The 26,875-nt window shown below is 74.3% G+C and carries 26 protein-coding genes; 13 read left to right on the top strand and 13 right to left on the bottom strand.

The features are described 5' to 3' along the window. Positions 1-14: 14 nt before the first annotated feature. The 4 genes from AB0O40_RS13865 to AB0O40_RS13850 all read left to right on the top strand — a co-directional run bounded on the left by AB0O40_RS13865 (position 15) and on the right by AB0O40_RS13850 (position 4,025). On the top strand, positions 15-194 hold the full coding sequence (locus AB0O40_RS13865; RefSeq protein WP_365039811.1) for a hypothetical protein: 180 nt from the start codon (positions 15-17) through the stop codon (positions 192-194). A gap of 261 nt (positions 195-455) precedes the next feature. Further along, positions 456-881: a hypothetical protein gene (locus tag AB0O40_RS13860; protein ID WP_365039808.1), complete on the top strand. Its 426-nt coding sequence runs from the start codon at positions 456-458 to the stop codon at positions 879-881. A gap of 184 nt (positions 882-1,065) precedes the next feature. Further along, positions 1,066-2,523, top strand: coding sequence for a S8 family serine peptidase (locus AB0O40_RS13855; protein ID WP_365039806.1), 1,458 nt, complete (start codon positions 1,066-1,068; stop codon positions 2,521-2,523). A gap of 35 nt (positions 2,524-2,558) precedes the next feature. Next, positions 2,559-4,025 carry a S8 family serine peptidase gene (locus AB0O40_RS13850; protein ID WP_365039803.1) on the top strand — a complete coding sequence of 489 codons (1,467 nt, stop codon included), beginning with the start codon at positions 2,559-2,561 and terminating at the stop codon, positions 4,023-4,025. Between the two features lie 35 nt (positions 4,026-4,060). On the opposite strand, the gene AB0O40_RS13845 is transcribed toward AB0O40_RS13850, so the two are convergent. Next, entirely contained in the window at positions 4,061-4,723 is a 663-nt protein-coding gene (locus AB0O40_RS13845; RefSeq protein WP_365039800.1) for a hypothetical protein, read from the bottom strand. 258 nt (positions 4,724-4,981) lie between these two features. On the opposite strand from AB0O40_RS13845, the gene AB0O40_RS13840 reads away from it, so the two are divergent. Beyond that, the gene (locus AB0O40_RS13840) at positions 4,982-5,827 is read left to right on the top strand and encodes an alpha/beta hydrolase (protein WP_365039797.1); all 846 of its coding nucleotides are present in this window, start codon (positions 4,982-4,984) and stop codon (positions 5,825-5,827) included. Positions 5,828-5,848: 21 nt separating this feature from the next. Here AB0O40_RS13840 and AB0O40_RS13835 read toward each other — a convergent pair whose 3' ends face one another. Continuing rightward, complete coding sequence (locus AB0O40_RS13835) at positions 5,849-6,331, bottom strand: VTT domain-containing protein (RefSeq protein ID WP_365039794.1); 483 nt, start codon at positions 6,329-6,331, stop codon at positions 5,849-5,851. A gap of 224 nt (positions 6,332-6,555) precedes the next feature. Then, on the bottom strand, positions 6,556-7,605 hold the full coding sequence (locus AB0O40_RS13830; protein ID WP_365039791.1) for a serine hydrolase: 1,050 nt from the start codon (positions 7,603-7,605) through the stop codon (positions 6,556-6,558). 257 nt (positions 7,606-7,862) lie between these two features. On the opposite strand from AB0O40_RS13830, the gene AB0O40_RS13825 reads away from it, so the two are divergent. Continuing rightward, a complete protein-coding gene (locus AB0O40_RS13825) occupies positions 7,863-8,480 on the top strand; it encodes a hypothetical protein (protein WP_365039788.1) in 618 nt (205 codons plus the stop codon). Positions 8,481-8,555: 75 nt separating this feature from the next. On the opposite strand, the gene AB0O40_RS13820 is transcribed toward AB0O40_RS13825, so the two are convergent. Together AB0O40_RS13820 and AB0O40_RS13815 are read right to left on the bottom strand one after the other, a co-directional pair. Beyond that, positions 8,556-9,209 carry a maleylpyruvate isomerase N-terminal domain-containing protein gene (locus AB0O40_RS13820; RefSeq protein ID WP_365039785.1) on the bottom strand — a complete coding sequence of 218 codons (654 nt, stop codon included), beginning with the start codon at positions 9,207-9,209 and terminating at the stop codon, positions 8,556-8,558. Positions 9,210-9,238: 29 nt separating this feature from the next. Next, complete coding sequence (locus tag AB0O40_RS13815) at positions 9,239-10,036, bottom strand: hypothetical protein (protein ID WP_365039782.1); 798 nt, start codon at positions 10,034-10,036, stop codon at positions 9,239-9,241. Positions 10,037-10,215: 179 nt separating this feature from the next. Here AB0O40_RS13815 and AB0O40_RS13810 point away from each other — a divergent pair, with 179 nt between their 5' ends. Then, positions 10,216-10,764, top strand: coding sequence for a DUF4262 domain-containing protein (locus tag AB0O40_RS13810; RefSeq protein WP_365039779.1), 549 nt, complete (start codon positions 10,216-10,218; stop codon positions 10,762-10,764). 153 nt (positions 10,765-10,917) lie between these two features. On the opposite strand, the gene AB0O40_RS13805 is transcribed toward AB0O40_RS13810, so the two are convergent. Beyond that, positions 10,918-11,325, bottom strand: coding sequence for an STAS domain-containing protein (locus tag AB0O40_RS13805; protein ID WP_365039776.1), 408 nt, complete (start codon positions 11,323-11,325; stop codon positions 10,918-10,920). 351 nt (positions 11,326-11,676) lie between these two features. On the opposite strand from AB0O40_RS13805, the gene AB0O40_RS13800 reads away from it, so the two are divergent. Further along, on the top strand, positions 11,677-12,432 hold the full coding sequence (locus tag AB0O40_RS13800; RefSeq protein WP_365039773.1) for a metallophosphoesterase: 756 nt from the start codon (positions 11,677-11,679) through the stop codon (positions 12,430-12,432). 26 nt (positions 12,433-12,458) lie between these two features. On the opposite strand, the gene AB0O40_RS13795 is transcribed toward AB0O40_RS13800, so the two are convergent. Both AB0O40_RS13795 and AB0O40_RS13790 read right to left on the bottom strand, forming a co-directional pair. Further along, complete coding sequence (locus AB0O40_RS13795; RefSeq protein WP_365039770.1) at positions 12,459-12,710, bottom strand: hypothetical protein; 252 nt, start codon at positions 12,708-12,710, stop codon at positions 12,459-12,461. A 380-nt stretch (positions 12,711-13,090) separates the two neighbouring features. Beyond that, positions 13,091-13,540 carry an SRPBCC family protein gene (locus AB0O40_RS13790; protein WP_365039767.1) on the bottom strand — a complete coding sequence of 150 codons (450 nt, stop codon included), beginning with the start codon at positions 13,538-13,540 and terminating at the stop codon, positions 13,091-13,093. A 169-nt stretch (positions 13,541-13,709) separates the two neighbouring features. Between AB0O40_RS13790 and AB0O40_RS13785 the strand changes: the two genes are divergently transcribed. From AB0O40_RS13785 to AB0O40_RS13775, 3 genes are all read left to right on the top strand, one after another. Beyond that, entirely contained in the window at positions 13,710-14,585 is an 876-nt protein-coding gene (locus AB0O40_RS13785; RefSeq protein ID WP_365039764.1) for a hypothetical protein, read from the top strand. Between the two features lie 333 nt (positions 14,586-14,918). After that, positions 14,919-16,022 carry a hypothetical protein gene (locus AB0O40_RS13780; protein WP_365039761.1) on the top strand — a complete coding sequence of 368 codons (1,104 nt, stop codon included), beginning with the start codon at positions 14,919-14,921 and terminating at the stop codon, positions 16,020-16,022. Between the two features lie 193 nt (positions 16,023-16,215). Further along, positions 16,216-17,280, top strand: a complete 1,065-nt coding sequence (locus tag AB0O40_RS13775) for an esterase-like activity of phytase family protein (RefSeq protein WP_365039758.1) — start codon at positions 16,216-16,218, stop codon at positions 17,278-17,280. A gap of 28 nt (positions 17,281-17,308) precedes the next feature. On the opposite strand, the gene AB0O40_RS13770 is transcribed toward AB0O40_RS13775, so the two are convergent. After that, positions 17,309-18,109, bottom strand: a complete 801-nt coding sequence (locus tag AB0O40_RS13770) for a hypothetical protein (RefSeq protein WP_365039755.1) — start codon at positions 18,107-18,109, stop codon at positions 17,309-17,311. 239 nt (positions 18,110-18,348) lie between these two features. Here AB0O40_RS13770 and AB0O40_RS13765 point away from each other — a divergent pair, with 239 nt between their 5' ends. After that, positions 18,349-18,978, top strand: coding sequence for a hypothetical protein (locus tag AB0O40_RS13765; RefSeq protein WP_365039752.1), 630 nt, complete (start codon positions 18,349-18,351; stop codon positions 18,976-18,978). A gap of 52 nt (positions 18,979-19,030) precedes the next feature. On the opposite strand, the gene AB0O40_RS13760 is transcribed toward AB0O40_RS13765, so the two are convergent. The 4 genes from AB0O40_RS13760 to AB0O40_RS13745 form a co-directional block, all read right to left on the bottom strand. Further along, positions 19,031-21,640 carry a TIR-like protein FxsC gene (locus AB0O40_RS13760; protein WP_365039749.1) on the bottom strand — a complete coding sequence of 870 codons (2,610 nt, stop codon included), beginning with the start codon at positions 21,638-21,640 and terminating at the stop codon, positions 19,031-19,033. Between the two features lie 186 nt (positions 21,641-21,826). Then, entirely contained in the window at positions 21,827-22,780 is a 954-nt protein-coding gene (locus AB0O40_RS13755; RefSeq protein WP_365039746.1) for an AAA family ATPase, read from the bottom strand. Next, entirely contained in the window at positions 22,777-24,846 is a 2,070-nt protein-coding gene (locus AB0O40_RS13750) for a hypothetical protein (RefSeq protein ID WP_365039744.1), read from the bottom strand. Before AB0O40_RS13750 ends, AB0O40_RS13755 begins: the two co-directional genes overlap by 4 nt. Further along, a complete protein-coding gene (locus AB0O40_RS13745; RefSeq protein ID WP_365039741.1) occupies positions 24,843-25,883 on the bottom strand; it encodes a hypothetical protein in 1,041 nt (346 codons plus the stop codon). The genes AB0O40_RS13750 and AB0O40_RS13745 overlap by 4 nt, the downstream gene beginning before the upstream one ends. A gap of 187 nt (positions 25,884-26,070) precedes the next feature. On the opposite strand from AB0O40_RS13745, the gene AB0O40_RS13740 reads away from it, so the two are divergent. Continuing rightward, positions 26,071-26,688: a GDSL-type esterase/lipase family protein gene (locus AB0O40_RS13740; protein ID WP_365039738.1), complete on the top strand. Its 618-nt coding sequence runs from the start codon at positions 26,071-26,073 to the stop codon at positions 26,686-26,688. Positions 26,689-26,875: the final 187 nt, after the last annotated feature.

Below are 26,875 nucleotides of genomic sequence, written 5' to 3'. Positions count from 1 at the left end.
TGGAAGGAGCGGTGATGCTCGGTATAGCGGCTGCGGTCCTGTTCTTCTTCGCGTTCCTGATCAACGCGGCGGAGATCTCCACGAACCACGTGTTCACCTCGGGCAACGTGATGATCCTGGGCCTGATGGTGCTGGCCCTGCACGTGGCCGGCATCGGGGCGGCGCACACCTCACGCTTCGGACGGCGCCGATGACGACGTGACGGGCAGGGCCCGCGGCTCCCGGGTTCCGGTGGCGCCGCGGGAGATTATCAAGATCGATTCTCCTGCGCAAGACACGAATTGCAGGGACGTGTCCTGATCGATGCCCTGCGGTTTATTTGAAGTACGCCCCACCGGGTAGCCCCGGGGGAGAACGAGAAACCGGATCGATTCCCTTTCGGTTCTCCCGGGGCTAATTCAAATAGTCCGTATTGAAATAGTCCCCTTTGTTTCTGCACCGAATGGAGAATTCCGATGTTCGAGCTTTCCTTCACCCGCCGTGTCGTCCTCGCCGGTTCCTCCCTGCTGCTGCTCGGTGGCGGTGTGGCCCTGCCGGCCACCGCGATGGCCGCTCCGGCCCCGCAGCACGCGGTGACGTTCGTGCAGGACGACAGTGCGGACGGCATCGGGACCAGCGGTGACACGAACGCCGAGAACACCACGGTCGGTGGTACCGCGACCACCGGAGCCGCCAACACCGGCGTCGGGAACTGCAAGGGCAAGTGCACCATCACCACCGGCAACGCCACCTCCGGCAATGCCAGTGCGGATGCCCTGAACAGCGGTGACGCCACCTCCGTCAGCGGCGACGCCTCCGGTACGGGCGGCAAGGTGACGAAGAACAACGTCAGCATCAAGGCCCAGATCAAGGAAAACCTGAAGCACAAGCTCGGCAAGTAATACCGCCCGAGACGGAAGACATGCGGATGCCGGAGAGGCCAGCCCTCTCCGGCGTCCGCACGTGTGCCCGGCGCCCCCGGGGGTGGGGCCACCCCGAGCCGTACCTGCTGCCTCCGGGTGAACACGGGCCCGCCCGCGCACCGCGTCCCCTACGACGGGCGCCGGCCCGGTGATCCTGTGGCCCGTGCTGACACAGGTGAAGCGGTCCCCGCGGCTGCGGATGTCCCGTCCGGTGGGTGCGGTGACCGGCGCCCTCGCGCTGTGCGCGCTGGTCGCGGCCGCGCCGTCGCCCGCGGCCGCTCCGCCCGGCCGTGCGACCGGATACGTCGTGGTCCTCAAGGACACGGCGGCCGATCCCGGGACCGAGGCGGCCCGGCTGAGCCGCCGCAACGCCACGGGCTCCACGGTGACGGCCGTCTACCGGCACGCCCTGCGCGGCTATGCCGCCCGGCTGACCGCGGCCGACGCGGAACGCCTGCGCGCCGACCCCGCCGTCCGGCTGGTCAGCCCCCAGCGCACCTACCGGGCCGTACCGCCCGCCCACCGCACCCCCGCCGGGCCCGTGCCCTGCGGAAGCACCACGCCCGGTCAGTGCCTGCCGCAATGGGCGGACCGGATCGACGCCGAGCGCTCCTCGGCCCGCTCGGGCGACGGCCGCGGATCCGTCACCGGCGTCAACGTCGCGGTCATGGACAGCGGCATCGACGGCACGCACCCGGACCTGAACGTCCGGGGAGGGGCCGACTGCCTCGGCGGCACCCCGGTCGTACCGGGCGACAGCCTGGTCGTCGGCGACCCGCACGGCACCGAGGTCGGCGGGGTGATCGCGGCCCGCGACGACGGCCACGGGATCGTGGGGGTGGCCCCCGGCGCGCCCCTGTGGGCGGTGAAGGTGTTCCCCGACGACGAGACCGGGGAGTCGGACGACGCGGTGCTGCTGTGCGGCCTGGACTGGGTCGTGTCCACCCGCACGGACCAAGACCCCGGCAACGACATCCACGTCGTCAACATGAGCCTGACCACCACGGAGGACGGCCGCGCCGACACGGACGACGGAGCCTGCGGGACCGTCGACGGCGACACCTTCCACCTGGCCGTCTGCGCGGCCGCCCGGGCCGGGGTCACCGTGATCGCCGGGGCCGGCAACGACAACGTCGACCTGGCGCGCCGCGCGCCCGCCGCGTACCAGGAAGTGCTGACCGCCACCGCGATGACGGACTTCGACGGCAGGCCCGGCGCGAAGTCCCCATCGGACTGCTACGGCTCGGACTACGCCTTCTTCGGCGAACAGGACGACCAGGCCACCCTGGAGTTCAGCAACTTCGTCCGCAATCGGGCGGACCGGCTGCACACCGTCTCCGCCCCCGGGGTCTGCGTCCTGACCACGACCTCGGAACCGGCCGGATCGTACGCGGCGGTGGACGGCACGAGCTTCGCGTCCCCGGTGGCGGCCGGCACGGCCGTCCTGTGTCTCGCGTACGGCCCCTGCGACCCGGCCACCCCGCTCCGCACCGTCCGGACCCTGACCGAGGACGCCCGCCGCCACCAGCACGCGCACCCCGCGTACGGCTTCGAGGGCGACGACCGGTCACCGTTCCCCGGCCGCCACTACGGCCCGCTCGTCCACGCCGCCGACTACTAGGACCGTCCCGTGCACGCACGAACCCAGGAGCAGGCGTGAAACGTTCCCGCCGGACGAGCACATGGGCCGCCCTGGCCCTGACCACGGCCCTCCCGGGCGTCCTCACCCCCGCGGTGAGCGCCGCCGCCCCGCAGCGTCCGGACCGCTACATCGTGGTCCTGGACGAGAGCGCCGCCGCCGACCCGGCCGCGCTCGCCACCCGCCAGCTGGGCGCCGTCGGCGGCCGGGCGGCCACCTCGGTCCGGGCCGTCTTCCGCCACGCGCTGCGCGGGTACGCCGCCACGCTCACCCCGGAGCAGGCCGCCGCCCTCGGACGCTCGCCGGAGGTGCGGTTCGTGGCGCGCGAACGCACGTACCGCCCGGCGACGGAGCGGGTCCGCCCGCCCCTGGCGAGCACGACCCGGCCGGTGGCCCCGGCGTCGCCGTCCTGCCGTACCGCCGTCGACATCACCCGCCGCCAGTGCCTGCCCGCCTGGGCCGACCGGATCGACGCCGAGCGTTCCACCGCCCGGTCCGGCGACGGCCGCGGCGCCGTCACGGGGGTGAACGTGGCGGTCGTCGACACCGGGATCACCGGCGACCACCCCGACCTGAACGTCCGCGGCGGCACCGACTGCACCACCGGGCAGCCCGTCGTGCCGGGCACCAGCCTCTCCGACCCGGCCGGCTTCGGCACCCTCCTCGGCGGCCTGGTCGGCGCCCGCGACAACCGGTCCGGCATCGTCGGCACCGCGCCCGGCGCACCGCTGTGGTCGCTGAAGGTCTTCCCGGACGACGGCACACCCGCCACCGACGCGGCGGTGCTGTGCGCCCTCGACCGGGCCGCGGCCAGCCGTACCGACACGGATCCCGGCAACGACATCCACGTCGCCACCCTGGCCTTCGCCAGTACGAACCTCGCCCCGGCTGACGACGGCGCCTGCGGGGCGAACAACGCGGACGCGCTCCACATGGCGGTCTGCAACACCGCCCGGGCCGGCGTCACCCTGGTCGCCGCCGCGGGCAGCTTCCGGTACGACATCGCGGTCGCCGCGCCCGCCGGCTACGACGAGGTGCTGACCGCCACCGCCATGGCCGACTTCGACGGCCGACCCGGCGGGCAGGACCCGGCCGCCTGTCGCGGCACCGACTACGCGTCCTTCGGCTTCCTCGACGACCAGGCCGCGATCCCGTCGTCGGGCTTCGCCCGCTCGCCGGCCGACCGGCGGCACGTGGTGGCGGCCCCCGGCGCGTGCGTGGAGGCCACCGGTCCGGCAGCCGAACCGCTGCCCCTGCTCAGCACCGGCACCGGACCCGCCACCGGGATCGCCGCGGGCGTCACCGCGCTCTGTGTCGCCCACGGCCCCTGCACGAAGGACGACCCGGCCCGCACGGTGCGCCGGATCGTGACCGACGCCGACCGCCACCGCCGGCACACCCCGGACTTCGGCTACCACGGCGACCCGGACCACCCCGTCCGCGGCCGCTCCTACGGCTCTCTGCTCGACGCCGCGCTCTACTGACCCCCACGGGCCAGCCGACCGGCCGGCCCGTCGGCTCACTCGCCCGGGTCGTCGCCGGCGCCGTCCACCTCGTAGATCCGTTCCTCCAGCCGCGCACCGGCCCAGTCCAGCCCCACGCCGAGGTCGAGCCAGTGCCGGTCCCTGCGGTCCCGGCGCCCGGCGAGGTTCACCGCAGCCCAGGTGAACGTCCCCACGAGGACGGAGCGTCCGTGCTGCGCCGTGCGCACGGACAGAGCGAAGGGCAGGGCGAGCGCCGCGCGGTTGATGAGGAGGAGTTCGTCCCGCTCGACGTGCGGATGGCCGCCGGTGAGGAAGTGCGGGGTGTCGAGGACCTTGATCCATTCGACCGCCGCGTCCGCGACCTGGGCGCGCAGCGAGTCCTCGATGCCCCGGCGCACGGCCGCCGCGGGATCGTCGCCGAGCCAGCCGAGCCAGTGGTCGGGCTCGGTGAGCCGGGTGAAGTCGTCCCGGGGCGCGCCGTGCCGGGGGTTGACCCGGAACTCGCCGGTCAGCTTCCCGCGGTCGTCCACCGTCCAGGCGCCCACGATGGCCTCGGCCGGTACGTAGCCGTCCGGGTCGTCGATGTACGTCCGGTCGATCTCGGCGACGCTGCCTCCGGGGTTCTCGGCGGCCGCGGCCCGGAGCGCCGGGTCGTTCGGAATGCCCTTGCGCCGGTCCCGCCAGCCGAACAACCCCACACTTCCCCCACTCCTGCGGTCTGCCTGGTCGCCCGCGATTGTGCCGTACGGGGGCCGGTCGCGCGGCGCCCTCACCGGCCACGGACACCCCGCCATGGCCGGATCGGTACGTCGCGGACGGTGGCGCCCGGAAGCTTTTCCCGGCCGGACCGATGAGTTCCGGCGGCCGATCGGGTCTGCCCTGGTATGACTCGAAGCGACGGCCTGCCCGCGGCCGGTCCGACCCGTTCCACCCCCGACGACCTCAAGGTGATTCCGATGACCACAGTCCACGCCAACGGGATCGACCTGGCCGTCGAGTCCTTCGGTGACGACGGTGCGCCCCTCGTCCTCCTGGTGGGCGGGCCGACGATGCTCTCCTGGCCCGACGCGCTCTGCGAGCGGCTGGCCGCCGGCGGCCGCCGGGTGGTGCGCTACGACCTGCGCGACAGCGGGGGCTCGACGACGGCGCCGGATCCGCTGTCGCCCGCGTACACGCTGCGCGACCTGGCCGCGGACGCGGCGGCGCTGGCCGACGCGCTGGGCGGGGGACCCGCGCACCTCGCGGGGGCCGGGGTCGGCGGGATGGTCGCCCAGGTGGCGGCGCTCGACCGGCCGGACGCGTTCTCCGCGCTCACCCTGATCGGCACCCGTGCGGTGGCCCCCGGTCCGGCCGACGACGACCTGCCCGACCACGACCAGCCCACGATGGGCCGGCTGTTCTCGCGCCCGCTGCCCGACTGGGCTGACCGGGAGGCGGTCGCGGACTTCGCCGCCGAGGGCGCGGACATCCTTGGCGACGACCCCGCCGCCGCCCGCGCGGTCGCCGCCCGCATCTGGGACCGCACGCCGGGCACCGAGCCCCCGGTCCAGATGGCCAACCAGATGGGCATGGTCTTCTCCCGCATCGACTGCACGCCCCGCTGGCGCGAACGGCTGCCGGAGATCGGCATCCCCACGCTCGTCGTGCACGGCAGGGGCGACCGGTTCTTCCCGGTCGGCAACGGCGAGGCGATCGCCCGCGAGATCCCCGCGGCCCGGCTCCTGGTCCTGGAGAAGGCCGGCACCGCGCTCCCGGAGACGGCGGCCGAGGAGGTGGCCGCGGCGATGCTCTCGCTCGGCTAGGTCGACAGGCGGTACGCGGTACTACGCCTCGTCGGTCACGGGGTCACCGGAGGCACGGTCCGCCCGTCGCCTCCGGTACGCCACGGCCGCGCAGCCCGCGAGGACGAGGGCGGCCACGGCTGATGCCCCGAGGGCCGGCTGGTCGGCGAAGAGCCGGCCCAGCACCCGGAGCGCGCCGAGCCCCGCGGTCGCGTACAGCAGCGCCCAGGCGGCGCCGCCCAGGAAGAGGGCGGGCAGATAGCGCGGCAACGGCATGCGCATGCTGCCCGCGAGGAAGTTGGCGGCGGTCTGGAAGCCGACGGTCAGGAAGGACACGGCCACCACCGGCGCGCCCCACCGCTGGATCGCCCGCTCGGCGCGCTGGAACTTCGGCGAGGAGGTGCGCCCGGCGAACCGGCTGCGCCGCGCACCGGCGCCCGCCAGCCATCCGACGGCGAAGGTCCCGCCGGCGCGGAACAGCACGATGGCGTACAGCGCTCCGGCGGTGAGCAGGACGTCATCCACGGCGCGCCGCCCCGGGCCGCCGGCCGGATCCCGCCACGTCCGTCACCCGCACGAGCGTGCTGCCAGCGGCCGCACGCCGCGCGCGAGCCCGGTCACCGTCTCTCACCTGCACCCTGACCCTGCCGTTCGTCTGCTGCCCACCCGGGTGGCCATGCCGCGGCCGGACCCGATCCGCAGGCTCGTACCCGCCAGGCAAGGTAACCCTAACCGACCGGGTGCCCGCACTACAGGGTGCCGGAGGGCACCGGACGGGGCTCGGCCTGTTCCGGGGCCCGCAGGGGCGGCCCGACGACCGGCAGCCCGTCGGCGGCCTCCCGCTGTAGGGCCATGACCATCCGGCGGGTGCACGCCCACACGGCCGCCCGCGCCCGGACCGGGGAGCGGCCGGCGCGCTGCGCCAGGACGGCCCCCAGCACCAGCCGCCGCTGCCCGGCCGTGTCCACGTAGGCCGCCCACAGCACGTTGCCGCCCGCCGGGGTGCTCGTACCGGTCTTCAGACCCACCACTCCGTACTGGCCCAGCAGGCGGTTGGTGGTGTGCGCCAGGCCCTGCCCCGAGGGCAGCGGCACGGACGGGGTGCCCACGACGGTCCGGAACACCTCGTCCCGCATCGCCGCCCGGGCGAGCAGCAGCAGGTCGGAGGCCGTGCTGACGTTGCCGAGGTCCATTCCGCAGGACCCGGTGAACCGCGTCCGGGTCATGCCGAGGCGGGCGGCCGTGGCGTTCATGCGGCGCACGAACTCCGCCTCGTCCCCCGCGCACCAGCGGGCGAGGAAGCGGGCGATGTTGTTCCCCGACGGGACCAGCAGGAACTCCATCAGCTGCCGGAGCCGGAACTCCTGCCCCTCCCGTACCGGCACCACCGACTCGATCGTCGATTCCGACTCGCGCGCCGCGGTCCGATCGATCCGGATCACGGGACCGGCGTCCCCGGCCGCGAGGGGGAAGCTCTGCAGGACGACGTACGCGGTCATCACCTTGGTGAGGCTCGCGATCGGCACCGGAGCCTGATCGCCCACCGCCCCCAGCGTGCCCACCCCGACGACCTCGGCGGCGGCCTGGCCCTCGTACGGCCAGGGCAGCACGGACGCGGCCCCGATCCGGTGCGCCGCGGCCGCGGCGGCGTCCCCGGCCCGGCAGGCGGCGACCCAGCCCCGCCCGACGAGTTCCGCACCGTGGCGCCGGAGCGCTCCGGCCACGGGCGGCCGCCCGCCGGCGGTCGGGTCCGACGCTTCCCGAGACCCGCCCGGAACGGTGGGCAGCAGCGCACTCATGGCCTTCTCCTTGGAGCAGAGGGGTTTGCCTCCCCAAAGGGGGCGACTCAGCCAAGAGTGGATGTCCACCGCATCGGGCCGTTGTCGGAATTGTTTCGATGGCCCTTCAGTCACCCCGCGATCCGCCTGCCCCGGGCACGGATCCACTACGGGTGGGGGCAACCGTCCGCATCGTCGGGCCCGTAGCGGTGCACGGCGGGCTCCGGCGGGGCAGGCTCGGTGATGCGTGACCGATGGCCGACCGAGGGAGGGGTCCGATGATCGAGCGGGACGAATGGACGACGGACGAGTTCGGCGCCTCGCACCGGGGCGTGGTGGGCGTCCTCCTGGCGGACGGCACCGTCCCGGAGCCCGTGTACTTCGACGCCGCCTCCGGCCCGGGCGGCAGCTCGGTGTCCCAGTGGTACGTCTACGACGGCCACGGCACCCGCCCCCGCGCCGCCGCCCTCCGCGCGGTCTGCTCCTGCGGCTGGACCGGCCCCCACCACGCCCTCGCCTGGCAGCAGGCCACCGAGGACCCGAGCGACGCCGAAGAGCTGGTGGAGGTGGGCGACGCCCAGGCCGGGGCCTGCGAGCGGGACTGGGACGCGCACACCATCGACGTCGCGGCCACGGCCGTGCCCCTGCCCGAGCCGGTCACCGCCCTCCTGGCACAGCTCGAAACGGAGATCGAGAACCTGACCAGGACGTCCCCGGTGGCCGCGGTCCGCGCGACCCGCTCCCTGGAGGTCCTGGCGGGCCGCCTCGGCTACTGGGCCGCCCACGACACCCGCCGCGACCTCCCCCTCCCCGAGACCGCCGCCGCCCTCGCCCTCACCGAAGACGCCACCCGCCACCTCCTGGCCCGCCTGGGCCAGTGGAGCCCGTACCTCTGACGCGACCCGACCCGAAGCCGACGTGCTGCGGCGCACTCGGCACCGCCCACCTCCCGCTGTGTCCGGCGGACGAGGTCAGCCGATGGGGAGCGGGAAGCGCTCGGCGAGGGGCCCGAGTCGGGCGTGCTCCTCGTCGGTGGGCGGGCGGCGGCCGGTGGCGATGCGGAGGGCGTCGGAGTCCGGGAGGGCCGGGGGGAACGGGACGCCGGCGAGTTGTTCCAGCATCGTCCGGGAGCGGGTGAGGGCCGCGGCGGGTGGGGCGGGGGCGCCGGGGACGTGGGCCACGAGGTCGAGGTGGTGGAGGGTCCACTCGAGGACGTAGGCGTCGAGGTAGTCGCGGGCGGTGAGGACCTGCTCACGGGTGCCCACCCGCACGTTCGGATCGGCCAGCACGGCGGCGCGGCCCGCCGCGGAGCCGATGTCGTCGAGGTGGAACCTGAGCAGGCCCGGGTCCCCGTACGCGGCGGCGAGCCGGACGGTGAGCGCGTCGAGGGGGTCCTCGCCGGTCGGCGGCTCGACGACCTCCCAGTACGTCACGGCGTTCCGGGTCGGCTCCGCATCGGTGGGGGTCGCGAGGGTGATCAGGACGTCCTGGGCGTCGATGACCAGATGGCAGACCAGATCGCGGACGAGCCAGCCGGCACAGCCGGACGGCAGCTCGAAGTCCCGGTCCGTCAGCCCGTCGACCGCCGCCCGCAGCGCCGACCACGAGAGCGAGAAGAGGTCCATCCGCCGCACGCTAGCAGGGCCCGGCACCGTCAGAGGGCGAGCACCGGCCGGGTGCTGAAGTCCTCGCACATGTCCTCGCCGTCCGGGCCGTACACGAACTCCGCCATCGACGGGTTGCGGTTGGCGGTGGCCAGCGGCAGCCACGCCAGCAGGTTGCCGTAGCCCCCGCAGACCGACTCGCCGCCGTCGCCGCCGTGGACGGCGCCCGCGTCGCTGGTGACCTCGGCGGTGTAGGTGTCGTGGGCGATGCGCAGCCCGAGGGCGCCGGGCTGCTGGTGCGGGCCGGAGCGGTCCCCGTACGGGATCCGGTCGAGCGGGCAGTCGGCCCCCCAACGGAACAGGGTGTCCGCCCCGGCGCCGCAGGCGTGTTCCCATTCGTCCGAGCTCGGCAGGCGCAGCCCGTCGGCGGCGAGTACGGCGGGCATGTCGGCCGGGAGTTCGGTCAGGGGCTCGTCCGCGACGGCCATCAGCACGGCCGGCAGCTCGACCGTGCGCCGGGGGCTCAGCACGGACGCGAGGTACGCCCGGAGGTCGAGCCCGAATCCGTACCCCTCCGCCTCGCTGAGGGCGTAGTCCGCCTCCTGGGCCGGGGTCGGCCGCCAGGCGTCCGGGTCGAAGCCGAGGGTGACCCGCCCGCCGGGGACGAGCGCGAACTCCCGTCCGCCGCGCTCGATCCGGACCCGGTGCAGCGTCCCGCCGAGGTGTTCGACGCCGTCGACCGAGACCACCCGGCCACCGACGAACTCCGCGGCCTGCCGGGCCGTCCGGCCGGCGGCGGCCGGGTCGAGGGTGCGCCAGTGCGCGAGGGTCAGATCAGCGAGGCTCATGCGGGCAGTCTGGCACCGCCCTCTGACAACGCCCGCCGGGCTTGCCCCGATCGCCGTGCCCCGAGGCCGGTGTCGCGTGCTACTGGATGCTCCAGCGGGGCGGATGCTCAGGTCGGCGGGGCAGGTGACCCTAGACGCCCGATGACCAGGCGCGAACCCCGGGCTCGTATGCTCCGCACATGACCGACGTCCCGTTCCACTGCCGCTGTGTCCTCTGCCATGACTACGGCGACCGGGACGAAGCGGACCGCATCGACCGGACGGTCATCGAGCACGTACAGCGGCACGGCTGGCACGTCGTGATGGTCCCCGAGGACGAGATCGGCCCCGGTTTCGCCTACACGATCGGGCTCGCGCACACGTACGGCGGTCCCGAGCTGGCCATGTTCGGACTCGACGTCCACGCCATGCACCGCATGCTCAACGCCCTGGGGGACACGTGCGCCGCGGGCGAGGTGCTGGCCGACGGCCGGCACCATCCCGACGTCGTCGGCGGCCGTCGGTTGGCGCTCCGGCAGGTCGACCGGGGCTGGTACAGGACCTACTTGGGCCGGGCCATCGGGTTCTACCGGAAGACGCCGCTGCCCGTCCTGCAAGTGGCGTGGCCGGATGAGGAGGGACGTTTCCACTGGGACGAGCAGGCCGACGAGCGGCATCGCGATTCACAGCCGCAGTTGTGGCTGCCCCCGGGCGACCATCCCGTCGGCGTCTGGACGAGCGAGCTCTGATCTGACGCCAGGTCGGGGAGGCGGTCCATCAGGCCGGTCGTGGCGGTCTCGGCGACCGGCCCATGCCCCCGTCCTCGCCGAGTCCGGTCGTCATCCGCCCACCCGCTCCCGGCCGGCCCCGGGGCCCGCTGCCGGGAGTGCGGTGGGGGAGGGTCAGGCGTCCGGGGACCAGGCGTTGGCGGGGTCGGCCTCGTCGAGGGCGCGTTGGGCGCGGGTCTCGATCAGGCGGCGGAAGCCTGCGAGGGCGAAGCGTTCGCCGGTGGCCGACTTGGGGCCGGGGATGCCGGCGATGCGGGCCATGAGCTGCTGGGGCTGCGGCTGCCAGCCGACCACCCGTACCCGCAGCTGCAGGTCCTCGGCGTAGTGGTGGAGCGCGAGGAGGTGGAGCAGACCGGCGTCGTCCATGGAGGTCATGCCGTGGACGTCGAGCATGAGGTCGCGCTCGTAGCCGGTCAGGCTGTCGATCGCCCGCTCGAGCGGGGTGGCCGAGGCATGGTCGAGGTGTCCGCTGATGTTGATCAGGGTCGATGTGCCGCAGTGCTGGACGTCCGTGATGATCAAGCGTGCTCGCCTCCGCTGTCAGGGGGATCCCATGGTGACGTGCCGTAGCCCGTACGGAGGGCAGGCGCGCGGAGCCTCCTCCTCCGCATCTGTGCGCGGCGGTCCCGTACGGATCGCGGTGCGCCCTTCCCGGCCCCGCGCGCATGCCTCTACGCTCATCCGATGGTCGGATCTTCGAAGCCGGGCTTGGGCGTTGGTACGCGGGGGACACGGTGCAGGTCCCCACGCTGATCGTGCGGGGGGTGGTGCCGGCGCGGGACGACGAGCCGGACCGAACCACCGCGCCGGGCCGCCCGCCCCACCCAAGATCCCTCACCACCGCACCCGATCCCACGAGGACCAGGCACCGCGATGATCGTCACCGCACATCTCAGCGACACCCACCTCGACAGCGAGCCCCGCAGCATCGAGCGCACGCGCGCGGTCATGGCGTACCTGGACGGCCTGCCGTACGACCTCGACGCCGTGGTCGTGACCGGTGACATCGCCGACCACGGGCTCCCCTCCGAGTACGGGCAGGCCCGTCAACTCCTGCGATCGCGGCATCCGTTGATCGTCTGCCCGGGGAACCACGACGACCGGAGCGCCTTCCGGGAGCACCTGCTGGGCGAGCCGGCCTCGACCGGACCGGTCAACCGGGTGCTGCGCACGGACCGGTTCACCATCGCGCTGTGCGACTCCTCGATACCGGGGAAGGACGAGGGCTTCCTCGAGGACGGCACCCTGCGCTGGCTCTACGGCGTACTCGCCGAGACGCCCGGCGACCTGCCCGTCCTCGTCGGGTTCCACCACCCCCCGGCCCTGCTCCACCACCCCTACATCGACGGCCTGCGGCAGTTCGGCGCGGAACGGCTCGCCGAACTGGTGCAGCGCCACCCCAACATCGCGGCCCTGATCTGCGGTCACGCCCACACCACCGCGGCGACCACCTTCGCCGGCCGGCCGCTGCTGGTCGCGCCCGGGGTCGTCTCCACCCTCCGCATGCCCTGGGAGCGGTACGCCCACCCGACGGACCACGTCCACCTCGACCAGCCCCCGGCCGTCCTCTTCCACGTCCTGGACGACGCCGGACACCTGACCAGCCACCACCGCACCGTCCTCGTCTGACGCGGGCGGGGGCGGGGCAGGGGCGGTCATCGGTCCGGTCTCCGAGCGGGGCTTGGAAGGTACTGCGGTACCGACCCGGTCGAGGCCTGGCCGATCACTTCGGCGGTGACCGGGCCGACCCCGCGCAGCTGCTCGGCCCGGGCCGGGTCGACGGGGCCCGGTGGCAGGTCCCGGACGGCGTCGGCCGCCGTGTGGAAGGCCCGTACCCGGTACGGGGACGCGCCGCGCCATTCCAGGAGGAAGGCGATCCGGCGCAGGGCTTCGTCCGGGGTCACCACCGCGGCCTCCTTCCAGCCCGGGCGGACGGGCCCGGCTCAGGTCGAGCGCGATACCCGTCTTGACGTCGTGGTCGGCGATCCGGATGACTGCAGACCAGCGCGACGGCTCGCAGCGGCGTGGTTTCGGTCGTGGTGTCCATGTGCACCGGCAACCCGGATCCTCACCACGTATCCGGCCCTCGCGGCGACGGGTGCGCACCCGCCCGGTGAGGTCGGCGGGGCCCAACATCGTGCGCCGATGCCGTCGACGAGTCCCGCATCACGATGCAGGACATCGAGGACGACGGGTTCTGCCTGTCCTGAACCTGCTCGGCCCCCTTCGCTTCGCTCCACGCGGGGAGGGCAGCGAAGGGGGCCGGACCGGCGGGCCGACGGGAGGGTCAGACCTCGCCCCGCCAGGCGCCGGTTTCGCGGCCGCGGTCCTCGATGTACTCCTTGAAGCGCTTGAGGTCGCCGGTGATCTGGCGCTTGACGAAGCCGAGCTTGTCGCCGACGTTCTCAGTGAAGCCCTCCGGGTCGTAGTCGAGTTGGAGCATCACCTTGGTCTCGCGGTCGGCGAGCCGGTGGAAGGTCACCACGCCGGCCTGCCGCACCTCCCCGCCCAGGGTCGTCCAGGCGACGCGCTCGTCGGGGATCTGCTCGGTGATCTCCGCGTCGAACTCCTTGGTGACGCCGCCGACCTTGGCGACCCAGCGCGTCATCGTGTCGGAGCGCTGCTCGATGCGCTCCACGCCGTCCATGAAGTGCGGGAACGCCTCGAACTGCGTCCACTGGTTGTACGCGGTGCGCACGGGGACATCGACCTTGATGGACTCTTCGACCTGGGACATGAACTGTCCTTCCTGTTCGCCGGCCGGACGGGCCCGGCCGTGCCCGGGGATCTCTTCCTCCGGGGCCGCGCCTGCCCGCGATCGGCCCGCGCATCCTCATGACCGACGGTGAGTGCTCGGCGGATGGTGAGTCGGCCCGTTGTCAGAGGGGGCTGGCAAGATCGTCGGCATGAACGGCACACGTACCACCCCGCCGCGGCCGGTCGACATCGCCGAGGTCTTCCCGGCGTTGGCCCCGCTGGCCCGCCCGGCGGTCCGGTTGCACCCGCGTCCCGGTTCTCCCACGGTGCACGACAGCTCGATCGGCGGGCCGCTGCTGTGGCCGGCGCAGCAGCCCTGGCCGCGCTGCTACCTCGGGCATGACGGCCTCCACCCCCTGGTGCCCGTGGCGCAGTTGTACGCGCGGGACATACCGCTGCTCCGGCCGCCCGGGCGGGCCGACGTGCTGCAGGTGCTGTGGTGCCCCTCGGAGCACGATCCGGACTCGAGTATCCCGATCGAGGTGTGCTGGCGGACCGCCGCGGACGTCACGGACGTGCTGACCGCGCCGCCGGAGGCCTTCGACGCGGACGAGGACCTGTACGTGCCCGAGCCGTGCGTGCTCGCACCGGAGCAGATCACCGAATACCCCGGCTCACTGGAACTCCCGCAGGAGTTGAGGCAGCAGATCACTGACCCCGAGCTGTGGCGGGCAGCGGGGGTCGACCTCGACGGGGTCGACCCCCGGGAGCTCTATGACCACGCGCTGTCCCACGCCCCCGGGTGGAAGGTCGGCGGCTGGTCGGCCTGGGGCCTCACCGACCCGATGCCGCGGTTCTGCATCGCCTGCGGTACCGCGATGACACCGCTGCTGACCATCGCCTCGTCCGAATGGCACCGCAACAGCACGAGTTGGATACCGGAAGAGGAAGAGGGCGAGGTCCCCGAGACGCCCGCCGACATCTGGTCCAACCCCCCGGAGGTCACCGTGCTGGACGTCAACCGCATCCAGCTGTACGCATGTCCGGCGAACGGCGGCCATCCGCACACCGAGCTGGTCCAGTGACGGGCCCGAACGGCCCGGTCGCGGCTACCGGGCGCCGCGGCGGCGGCCGGGCGGGGCGAGGTCGGCGAGGGCGGTCAGGACCATGGCGACTCCGAGGGGGAGCACGCTGAGCAGGGCGAGCAGCATGACGCGCTCATGCCCAGCGAGCTCGAACCGATGCCCTGGAGCGCCGGGTTGGTGGGACGTCCCGGGGGGCGGCTCCGCGGCGTGGCGTGAGCGCGGTCCGGGTCCGGGCGCGCCGCTCTGACCTGGGCCGGGTCGCCTTCGGAAAACCGTTGGCGGGCCAGGCGCGAGAGCCGCGATCATGTCCTCTGATTCGCCACCGGAGGGCATTTGTTCGTTTTTGTTTGTGCGGGATGCGGTACCGATCTGACCGCCCCGCTGTCCCGGGTCGAACTGCCGGCCCACGCCCATCAGAAGTACGGGAACGGCCTGCAACTCCCGGTGCTCATGGAGCCGGGCACCTTCGCGGTGGACCCGGAGCCCTGGGGGCCGCCGTGGCGCCGGTGGGAGGAGATCGATCCGGCCGAGGCCGAGGCCCGGGGCGTCTACGCGCCGGTCTTCCACCTCTCCGACGGCCTGCCCGGCGCGGTCGTCATCGCGCCCGGTGACGTCCGCGGCACCCGGCTGATCCCGGACCGGGCCGACGGCTACTGCTGCGGGCTCGACGGGGCGGACGGCCCCAATCTGGCGTGTGAGGGGTGCGGCCTGCCGGTGGCGAGCCGGATCGACGACTGCTCGCTCTGGCAGGCGGTCTGGCTGGCCCCCGATGCCGTCCGCCGGGTCCCGGTCGGCGGCGCCGACCCCGTACCGCTGTCCTGGGCGGAGGTGTTGGACGAGGGGAAGGACCTGGCTCCCTTCGAGCCGGTCGCCATGTGGGGCGCGCGGCGGGGGGTGGAGCACTTCTGGTCGTGGAGCCCCCGATGGGAGCCCGCGGCCGGCCGGGCCCTGGCCCATCTCCTGGCCGCCTCCGAAGGCCGTCCGGTGGCCGTCCCCGACGGCCTGAGCGGCCAGGTGTTCCAACGCGCCCTCGACGCGATGCTGCCCGCGGGAGCACCGCCACTGCGCGCCGTGCCGGCCGGGCCCGGACGCCCCGTGCCCGCGGCGGGCGCCGACATCCTCCTCGTACCGACCCATCCGCAGACCGGGGAGATGTGGCGGCCCGAGGGCGCGGGCGGCGCGGCTCCCCGGGTGCCCCTGCCGTTCGGCATGTGGCTGCGGCTGGCCTTCCCCCGCTCGCACCTGCCGGTGCCCGCCTCCGGCGGCCTGCCGGCCGGCGTCCTGCGCGACGACCCGCCCGCCCCGCGGCCCGGGCGCTTCCGGGCCGATGAGAACGCGTTCCAGCGCACCCTCGTGCGGCTTCCCGTCGTCCGGAGCCCGTGGGTGCGCGAAGCCCTCGACCGCCTCGCCCGGCGCCCGCCCGGCAGCATCTTCTAGCTGCCGGGGCGTCAGAAGCCGACCGTACCCGGCCGTACGTGAACGGGAGTTGGCGAATTCGTTGCCGCGACGCCGTCTCCTCTTCCGGTTTCTTTCGATTCGTCATATGACAGTTCGGCAGTCGTCCGCCCCCGCACACACGCGTACGTCTTCGAATCCGCTCGCACCGCCCGAATCAGAAGGAACAGGCCCCATGCGCCTTCGTACGCTCCTGCCCGCCACGGTCGCGGCCGCCGCGCTCTGCGCGCTGCCCGCCCCGACGGCCGCCGCCGTCCCCACGGACCATGCCTGCTCGCCGTTCCTGTCCGTCGCCGGCTTCTCGGACTCGCTCGACAAAGCCCCCCTGGACGGGAAGCCGGTCGGCGGCATCTCCGGCCTCGCCCTCGACCGGGACGGCTCGGTCGCCGCCGTCTCCGACCGGTCGGCGCTGTACCGGCTCCAGGTCGCGGGCGGCCGTACCCCGACGGCCACGGCGACGGCCCGGCTGCCGCTCACCGACGGCGCCGGGCAGGCCTTGGACTCGGAGGGGGTGGTCGTCGACCGGGACGGCAGCTACCTCGTCACCGACGAGACCGCCCCGGCCATCCGCCGCTACTCCCGTACCGGCCGGGTGCTGACGACCCTGCCCGTGCCGCCCGCGTTCCGGATCGCCCCGGCGGGCCGGGCCACGGTCAACCAGACCTTCGAGTCCCTGACCCTGCTGCCCGGCGGCCGCACCCTGGTCGCGGCGCTGGAGGGCCCGCTGGCCGGGGACGGCACCGACGGCCTCGGCCGCAGCCTCCAGCGGATCCAGACCTGGGAGCGGCGCCACGACGGACGCTTCGTGCTCGGCCGGCAGTACGCCTATCCCGTCGACGCGGGTCACGGCGTGGCCGAGCTCGCGGCGACCCGGGACGGGCGGCTGATCGTGCTGGAGCGGGGCTTCACCCGGGAGTTCAGGATCACCGTGCGGCTGTACGCGGCCGATCCGCTGGGGGCGAGCGACACCTCGGCGGTGGAGACCCTGACCGAGGGACCGCGGTTGCGCCTGGCCCGCAAGACGCCGATCGGGGACTTCGACACCTGCCCGACGCTGGGCGCCCCTTCGAAACTGCCCCAGAACCACCCGCTGGTGGACAACATCGAGGGCATGGTCGTCACCGGCGAGCACGGCCCCGGCCGGGTCCGTCTGCTGCTGGTCAGCGACGACAACGAGTTCCCGCAGCAGATCACCCGGCTCTACCGCATGGACGTACGCCTCCCGGCCCGCCGGTCCTAGTGGGCCGGCCCGGCCCGGGCGGCGGCGGTCAGGCCGGGCGGCGGTTGCCCCGCTCGTCGCAGGGGAGTTCGGACGCCGGGTGGTTGGCGAGGAAGTCGCGGGTGGCCTGGCGTTCCACCTCGGTGATCGCGGTCGAGTCCACGACGATGATGCCGTCGAAGGGCCGGTCGACGTCGCGGATGATGATCAGCATGGTCGTGAGCAGAGCGGTGATCACGGTCAGGGTGATCAGCTGGCCGCGGTTGTGGGTCCTGGGCAGGCAGATGCCGAGTGCCATGACGGTGATGACGAGGGTGGCGAGCAGGAACCAGAAGATGGCACCGGGGATGCTCGGGCTGGCCTGGGTGAGACGTTCGTCGCGTTCGTCGGAGCGCTTGTTGTCGGCGGCGACGAGCATGCCGAAGGCGGGCTGGCCCTGGAGGTCCTGGAAGGTCTGCCGGAAGTCCGCCGACCACACGCTGGGGGCGGGGGAGCCGTGGCCGTCGGCCATGGCCGGCCACTCCTGGGTGCGGACCGCCCGGGCGTAGCAGACGGCGTCGGACTGCACCCGCCCGCGCTGGGCGGCGGGTGCGTACTCGGCGCTCTCCACGAGCTGGTCCAGCGCCCGGGCCTCACCGCGCGAGGCGACCTCGGCCTTGCCGTACGAGCCGTTGGCGGTGACCAGGACGAAGCTCAGCAGGAGGACGGTCATGGTCAGCAGGGGCCCGACGAGGTCCTTGACGGCCATGCCCGTCCCGTCGTCCTCGGTGAGCAGCCTGGGCCGCAGGTACCTGTTCGCCGCGAGACCAGCGAGCAGCGCCACGACCGCGACGACGATGACGAGGACCACAGACGGTCACCTCCGAGAAGGGGAAGGGGTTCTCCCTGCATCCGCAGGGCGCCGTGATCATGCCGCGATCGTCAACACGACCGGAATCGCAGAAACGTTCCCCGCCCCCGAACGGGTGAGGCTCCTTCGGCCAGGAGGCCGTGAGGGTCCGAACGGCCGGCGGGCCGGGGCGGGAAGCGGCGGTCCCGCCGATGGGCGGCCGGGTGGCAGGTCGGGGGAGGGTGCGGTATGCAGGCGGGGTGGACAGGGAACGGCTGACCTTCGACGGGTGGATCGCCGCCGTGGGTACCGGATCGGGGACGCGGGTGGTCGTGGGCCACTGGCCGCGGTCGCCGTTCGGGCCGTTCAGCGACGTGATGCTGGAGCGCGCCGACGGATGGCGCACGCTGCTCGCGCCGACCGGGCCGACGGCCGCGTACGTGTCCGCCGTCTACCACTTCGACGAGGTCCGCACCGTGCCGGTGACCGTGGGCCGTCACGGCGCCGTGTGGCAGGTCGCGGCCGGCCCGCTGGACCTGCGGTTCGTCGTCGGAGCTCGCGGCCCCCTCGGCCTCGCCCTGCGCGCCGTCCCCCGGCCGCTGGCGAGCCGCCCGCTGTGGGCGGCCCTTTCCGACCTGCCGTCCCGCCTGATGACCGGCGTACGGACCCGCGGCAGCTCCCGCCCGGGCTGCCGCCAGTGGTACGCGGCCGGCGACCTCCGTCCCGTCGTCACCGCCCGGACCCGGCTCGACGGCCATGACCTCGGCCCGCTCGCCCCCGTCTCCCCACCCGTCCGCTTCGGCTTCGCCTCGTCCCCCGAGCCCCCGTCCCTGGTCCGCGTCGTCTCCACCGTCGAACGCACCCTCCGGACTCCGGGTACGCCTTCCTAGCCCGCCGGGGCGTCCCGGCCGCCGTGCCCTCGCCCACCGCCCCGCCCCGGCGTCAGCCGGGTTCCTCCCCGGGAGGTTCGGGGATGATGTCCCGGAGTCGGGGGCGGGCGTCGCCGCGGGTGGGCGCGGGCGGGTAGGGCTGGGCGTGACGGAAGTAGTCCCGGTACGCCAGTTCCAGGGCCGCCGGCATCGTCCGGCTGAACTCCTCGAGGGTCCGGACGGCCCGCCCGGCGCGGGTCCGGGGGTCGTCCGTACGCGCCGTCGTGATCAGGTGCGGGATGACGCGCGCCAGTGTCTGCGTCAGTTCGCCGGCCGCCGTGTCGCTCTGCGCGTCGCGGGGGTTCGCGGCGATGATCACGCTCACCGACGGGCGGTGGGTCGCGTCCAGCGCCGCCAGTCGGGCACGCAGCGCGGGTACCCGCGACGCCCATCGGTCCACCAGCAGGAGCAAGGGCCCTGGTACGGCCTCCCCGCGCTGCGTGAGGTCCAGCTCGGCTTCGAGCGTGGAGACGTTCACCTGGCTGTTGAGCTGGTAGGCCAGTTCGGTGGCCAGATGGGCCAGCGGCCTCGTGGACTGCGGGTGGTAGGGGTTCCAGTCGTCGGGGGTCTCGCCGTAGTAGGCCGGGTCGCGGCCCTCGGGCAGGGTGCGGCGGGTCGGCGCGGCCACGGCGATCCGCAGTCCCGCTCCGGCGGCGGGCTGCTGACCGAACGCGCTCGGAGCGCTGCGGTAGTCCACCGCGGAGTCGGCCGAAAGATCCACCCGCTGGGCCGTGCTGACGATGCTCTTGGCCAGCTCGTAGACGGCCCTTTCATAGTCCTGGGCGAACACCCGCAGCTTCATCAGCCCGTGGAGGCCTTCGGAGGCGTACCGCGCTCCGAAACGGGCCGGGTCGTGCTGCAGGCGCCGCGCGACCAGGGGGAGGTTCCGGTCCGGCACCGGCACCCACAGGGCCGGGACCATGGCCTGGGCCGCGCGACCGGTCCGTGCCTCGTGCCGGATGCTCCGCTGGGCGAAGGCGAACCACTCCCGGCCGCAGGTCTCGCTGGCGAAGTACCGAGGGGAGTAAAGGGGCACGAACACCCGGCAGTTCGCCAGCACGGAGCTCAGCCGCTCCGACCAGCCCTCGCCTGACCGGATCTCCCGGTCCATGAAGCCCGCCGGCTCGCCCTCGGGCAGGTCGGTGAGGGCCATGACGTGCTCGCACAGATCGCGGAAGAGCCGCTCGACCCACATGTCGGGATCCGCGCCCGTCGGACCGAACCGTGGGGTGTGCGCGTAACTGAGGAAGAAGTACGGCCGGTCCCGTGGGGGCGTTTCGGGTACCACGAAGCCGCGGCTGGGCGGCGCCGAGCGCCGTGGGACGACGCGCGTCAGCGTCTCCGCGGGGACCTCCGCCAGCGGGGTCGGGTCCGCCGGCAGCGCTGCCTCGCCCTCAGCGTCGGGGACCAGCACGGACAGGCCGCCCGCGGCGGTCCCCCGCGCGGTGAGGAACCGGCTCATCGCGTCCCGGACGAGCTGGGCGTCCCGGACGCCCAGCCGGGGCGCCAGCCGCTCGCGGACCCCGTCCCGGAAGCGCAGCACCGCCCCGGTCCCGATCCCGGTGCCGCTCGCGGCCTCGACCGTGACCAGGCCGCCCACCACGACCTCGGCCAGGTCGGCCGCCTCCGCCTCCGGGACCAGCTCCTGGCGCACCAGGTGCAGTAGGGCCGTGCTCAGCCGCTCGTACGGTGAGCAGAGCACGGCGAGCCGGACGGCGGGCGCGCCGGCCCGGTGCAGGAAGGCCTCGACGAGGTCGTCCGAGTCCCAGGCCGGGGCGGGCGGCGGCGCCACCGGATCCCGCCCCGGCCCCGGCATCAGTACCGCCGCGCAGCCGGAGGGGTCGACCCGCATCAGCATCCGGGCCCAGCGCGCCAGCGAGCGCGGGGACAACCCGGTGACCGGCACGGGGAGCCGGTCGCCCGCCGGCGCGAACGCCTCCAGCAGGGGCGGTGTCTCGAAGAGCAGCCGGGCGTTGGGTACGCCAGGAACGCCGGGCGTGGTGACGGTGACCGCCGGGAGGTCGAGCCCGCTGGGCCGCCAGATCCTGGGCGGCAGCGGGTTGACCAGCACGGTGGGGGCGACCGCGGCCCATGCGTGGATCCGGTCCCAGAAGCGTCCGCCGTCCGCCCCCGCCACGCAGTCCGAGACCACCAGCACCAGCCGGCGCCGCTGGGCCGCGCCGAGCCCGCCACCCGGACCGGACCGCACGGGTACGGTCCCGGAGCGATCGGCCGGCGTACCCAGGTCCAGCTTCCGGACCCGGACGGTCCGGAAGGCGCCGGTGGTGGCGAGGACCTTGAGTAGTTCGTCCACCGTGTCCGCCCACACGGCCATGGTCGGAGACCGGTCCACCACCACCGTCAGGTCGAACCAGCGCTCCGGAGCGGGCCCGAAGGCGGGCAGCAGCACACCGGTGCGCGCGTACTCCGCCACGGTCCGGCCGACGTCCAGCCGGGGCCGGCGCCCGCCCGGCCAGGGCCGCCGCAGCGGCCGGAGCGCGCGGGCGACCTCCCGGGCCCCGGCACAGCGCTCCCGCCGGGCAGGGACACCGCACGGGCCGGCACGGTGGCCCCGGCGCCCGTCGACGCGGGCCCGTACAGCGGCGTGAGCCGGCGGCCCCACCTGCTGAGCCGTTCACGCGGGTCGGCGGCGGGCGCGGCCGCCGAGGCCGGGCCGCTGCCCGACCCGCCGGCTGCCGCCCGGCGTTCCGAGGTGGTCGCGGCCAGCCACAGCAGGTCGGCCAGGGACCGCCCGTCCATCTCCCGGCCCAGGCCGTGGAGGGCCGACACCACGGAGGCCAACGGGTCCTCAGGCACCCGAAAGGTCCTTCATGAGGAGCGCCACCAGGTGTTCGCGCTCCGCGTTCGGCGACCGGGCCGGCCCCTCCAGCAGGTGCAGGGTGCTCAGCAACTGGTCCACGGCCACGGACTCGCCCGCCGCCACCCGGCGCACGAAGTCGTCCACCAGCTCGGCGGCGGGCCCGGTGGGCCCGACGTCCAATCCCAGGTGCCCGCGCACCACCTCACGGATCAACTCCACCGTCGGCCGCGGCATGGTGTAGCGCACGCAGCGGCGCAGGAAGGGCGCCGGGAGTTCCTGCTCGCCGTTGCTGGTCATCACGATGAACGGGAACTCGGTGCACTGGACCCGGCCGTCCGCCACCAGGTGCCGCTCCTCGCTGTCCCAGGCCCGTACCCGGGCGGCGCGCTGCTCCTCGCGCAGCAGCTCGGCGATCCGGAACCCGCCGCGCTCCAGGACGTCGAGCAGGTCGCCCGGGAGATCCAGGTCGGCCTTGTCGATCTCGTCGACGAGCAGGGCGCGCGGCCGGTCCGCGGGCAGCAGGGCGGTCCCCAGCGGCCCGAGGGTGAGGAAGGCCGCGACATCGTCCTGGCCGGCCGCGCCGCCCGCCCGCACGACCTCCTGCTGGAGGCGGTGGGCATGGATGCGGCCCAACGCATCGTAGGTGTACAGGGCGTCCGCCAGGTTGCTGCGGGAGGTGATGTGCCACCGCAGGACGGGCCCCAGCGCCAGCTCCGCGGCCACCTGCTCGATCACACTGGACTTGCCCGTGCCCGGGCTCCCGGTGATCAGCAGGGGCCGGCGCAGCGCGAGCGCGGCGTTCACCGCCTCCGTCAGTCCGGCCGGCGGCCTGAAGACCTCGGCGGCGGACGGACGGGGGAAGGTGCGCCACGGCGGCGGCGCCGGCAGGGCCGTGTCGGGCCTGGTCACACCGTCGCCCCGGTAGCAGGCGTCCCAGTTCATGGAGTCCCCTCTTCTCGGGTTCGGGTCGGGGGAGCGGAGGTACGGAAATGCCGGCAGAAGCGCAGCCAGTCCTCGTCGTCCCAGACGGCCCGCAGATCGGCCAGGCCCGCGTCGGGCATCCCGCGCCAGCGGTCCCGGTAGGCGCTGGCCAGCGCGCCCGGCATCGCCCACCAACTCCGGTCGAGGCAGCCCTGCCGCTCCCGGGGGAAGCCGTCCGGCGCGTGCGGCCACAGGAGGACGGGGGTGTAGGCGAGCAGCATCTCCAACAGCCGCGCGTCCGAGCCCGGGTGCTGGGTGAGCCCGATGCCGCGGGTGTACCGGCCGTGGCGCAGGTGCCCTCGCAGGGTGCCCGGATCGGCCAGGTCCTCGCGGGCCAGCCAGTCCACGGGCGCCCCGTCCTCGTGCCGGGCGATCGTCTTCCAGCAGTCGGCGACCACCGGCTCGATGCTGCGCAGCACGGCGTCGGGCGTGAGGCGGCTGCTCCAGTGCAGCCGTACCTCGTACCGGATACCCAGCAGCATGGCGACCCCGGCCTCCTCGGGCCGCCAGGCGAGGAGGAGCCCACCGGGCACGGCCAGGTCGAGCCGTTTGAGGGGCAGCTCCAGCGTTGCGGCGTGCTCCTCGGCCCACAGCACCGCGGACTCGATCGCGTACTCCGCGCCCCTGCGGTCCGCGGCCTCGTTGGCGAACTGCTCGTGGTGGATCAGCGCGCCGTCCAGCAGCAGCCAGCCGTCCAGCACCTCGGGCCAGTCACCGGTGAGTGAGGAGTGCAGGCTGACGACGAGGCTGAGCCTTTGGTCCCGGCTGCGCCGACGGGCCTGCTCCACGGCGTCGTTGACCTCGACCAGGGCCCCGGCCTTCCCGGCCCAGGCGCGCAGGTCGAGGTCGTCGAGGTCCTTGCCGCACGCCTGGCCGAGGAGGACCACGAACCGTGCCAGGCCACGCCGGCCGTCCCGGTCCGTGGCGGGGTGGTTGAAGACCAGCTCGTCGATGACGGTGACCTCGGTCGGTTCGGCGGCGTGGGCCGGCGGCCGGCCCTCCGCCGCCAGCGACGTGTGCAGGGCCCGCCGGATCCGCGCGGTGGTGAGCTCGGCGCCCAGCCAGCCGCGGACGAACTCGACGGTGCGCGCCGCGAGGAGGAGCCCGTCCAGGGCCCGCAGGGCGCGCTCCCGCGGCGGGCCGGGCGGGCGGCGACGCAGTTCGGCCCGGCACGCGTGGACCGCGGCGGGATCGGTGGCCGCGGGGACGGCCGGCGCCGGGTCCAACTCGGCCAGCGCCTCGACCAGTTCGGCCTTGCCCGTCGGCCCGATCAGGCCGCCGTCGAGGCCGTCCGGGGCCTGGGCGTTGTGCGTCAGCCACAGCGGTCCGGCCGGACCGTCGCCGTGGTAGTCGACGTGCGTGATGTTCTGCCCGAGGACGACGGTGCCCAGCGCGTCGCGTACGTCGTCCAGGGCGAGGGCCGGCCCGGCACCGGGCAGTCCGGCCCGTACCAGAGCGGTGAGGTGGCGGGAGAAGGCGAGGTCGACCGCGGGCTGGTCCAGCGAGGAGGCCATCAACACCCCGAGCCGGGTGCGGCCCCGCCGGGCACCGGCGGCCAGCGTCTCGGCGGTGGGGGGCGCGCCGGCCGCCTGGCAGGTGTCGACGAGCGCGAGCACCCCGTCAGTGCCGGGGTGGTCGGCGGCGACCGCCAGGAGCTCGCTGACGTTCACGGAGTGGTGCCGCAGGTCGTCCGTGGAGTCCGCGCACATCAGGTGGAGGGTGCCGGTGCGGCCGGGGGTGAAGCCGTGCCCGAGGAAGGCGAGGACCAGGACGGCCCGGCGGGCCGCGGCGTGGTCGATCGCCTCGGTCACGGCGGCCCGTACGACCTCGCTCGTCAGGCCGTCACCGGCGAGCAGGGCGGCACGGCCGTCCGGGAACGCGCTGTCGCAGGCGCCGAGCGAGGGATCGGTCAGCGCCTCGTACAGCCCGTCCGCGGCCTCCGTCAGGCGGGCCAGGGGGTCCATCGCGTCACACTGCGGGGCGACCACCAGGACGTGCCGGGGGCGGCCGGGGGTGCGGCCCCTCACCCGCGGTCGGCCGTACTGCCGGGGCCGGGGGAGCGCGGGCCGGCTCCGTCCGGAGTGTGCGCGGTACCGTCCGCCAGGCCGAGGGCTTGCGCGACGGGCCCGGCCACGCCCGGCTGGGCCAGGTACTTCTCGGCGGAGTGGACCCAGACGCCGTCCGAGTCGACGCGCCGGCTGACCGGCACGATCCCGCCGGGGCCCGGGCGTAACTCCCGCTCGAAGCACGGCCGTACGGCGATCACGTCGTCCCGGTCCCAGAAGTTCAGCCAGCCGCCGACGGCCGCGGGGACGCCCGGCGGCTGGGGGCGCAGCCGGGGCCACACCAAGGTCCGCATGCCGATCGGCGAGCCGAGGGTCACGAACAGGGGCACCTGCGCCTCGAGTTCGTGCAGCGCCTCCAGCGCGACCACGGTGCCCAGGGAGTGCGCCACCACCACGGCCGGCCCGGCTCCGACGGCCTCGGCGACCCGGGCGCGGATCCGCCGGTCCAGGCAGGTCCCGTCGGCGTCGGCCTCGGCACGGGCGAGGTAGCGCGCCACCTGCCGCAGCTGGCCCACCAGGACCTTGGGAGTGACCCACCCGGCTGCGGCGCCCCACGGTTTGAGGGCGAGCACGGTGGTCGCGACGTTCAGTGCCCGGCGCACCACTTCCAGGACGCCCTGCTCCTGCGCCCGTGGCGCGGCCTCGGCCCGGGCGTGCGCCAGGACCGCGAGGTCCCGGTCGTCGGTGTGTACGGCGGCCAGCTCGGCCACCCACGCGACCAGCAGCTCGGACAGGGCCTCGGCCTCGGCCCCGTCGGTCCGGCCGTGCTCCCCGCCCTGGGCCTGCGCGGCGCCGAACAGGTCGGCGTAGTGGGCGAAACGGACGGAGCGCCGCTGATCCGGGTGCTCGCCGGACGCGGTGCCCTCCAGCTCGTCGGCCGCCTGCCCGTGGCCGGCCGCGCGCATGCCCGAGGCCAGTGCCCGGGTCCAGGCGGCCAGGTCCGTGGCGGGATCGCGGGGCCCGCCGATCCCGTGGACGAAGACCAGGCGCGATCGCATCAACCAGCCTCCCCGTGGTGGCAACTCCCCGCAGGCTAACAACGTCCGGCGCCGCCCGGGCCAGGATCGCTGCAGGAGGTCGGAGGTCCGGCGGTCGGAAGATCACGGCGGCCCGGTGCGTTATGCGTGTGATCTTGGAAGGGGCCCAGGGCAGTCGCCGGGGCCGTGAGCGCGCGAGGAGAACGAGATGATCCGCCTGTCTGCCCAGCCCATGACGTGGGTGGCCGCCGGGGACAGCATCACCCAGGCCGTCCTGCACACCCACGGCGCCCGCGGCTGGGTGGAGCACCTGCAGGAACGCGTCCGGTGGGAGCTGGACCGGCTGACCGACCTCGTGGTCAACAGCGGGGTGTCCGGCTGGCGGGCCGTGGACGTGCTTGGTGCCTACGACCACCTGATCGGCCGTTTCGCGCCGGACGTGCTGTCCGTGTCGCTCGGCACCAACGACGCGCGGGCCGGCCTGGCGGGGCTGCCGGAGTTCCGCGAGGCCATGCGGCAGATCGTGGACCGGGCGGGCGCCCGGACCGACACCCAGATCGTCCTCCACACGCCGGTGCTGGTCAGCGTGGCCGGCCGGGAGGCCCGTGGTGAGCTGCCCGCGTACGCGCAGGCCGTACGCGAGATCGCGGGGGAGACCGGGGCCCTGCTGGTGGACCACGAGGCCCACTGGCGCGCGCACTTCGGCGAGGCCGACCCCATCGCCTGGCTGGACGACCCGGCCCACCCCAACGCCGCCGGCCACCTCCAGATGGCGGAGCACACCCTGCGCGCCCTGGGTCTGGGGCCCCTGACGCCCCGCTTCTGAGGCAGCGTCCGGAATCCGCCGGGAGCGGGCGGCTCTCCGCCGGGTCCGGAGTTGTTGAATGGCCGCTGCAATGATCTGAATGAGGCTCTGACCTGCGGGTTTGAGTGGTTCTCCAGTGATGCTCGCGTGGGGCGGACCAACGTGAGGGACGTGATCACGAGTCACACAGCTTGGTAACGACGAGCAC

The organism is Streptomyces sp. NPDC089919 (assembly GCF_040684615.1).
Classification (GTDB): domain Bacteria; phylum Actinomycetota; class Actinomycetes; order Streptomycetales; family Streptomycetaceae; genus Streptomyces.
Note: the sequence above shows the minus strand (reverse complement) of the source record. Positions and strands in the feature narration are given on the sequence as shown.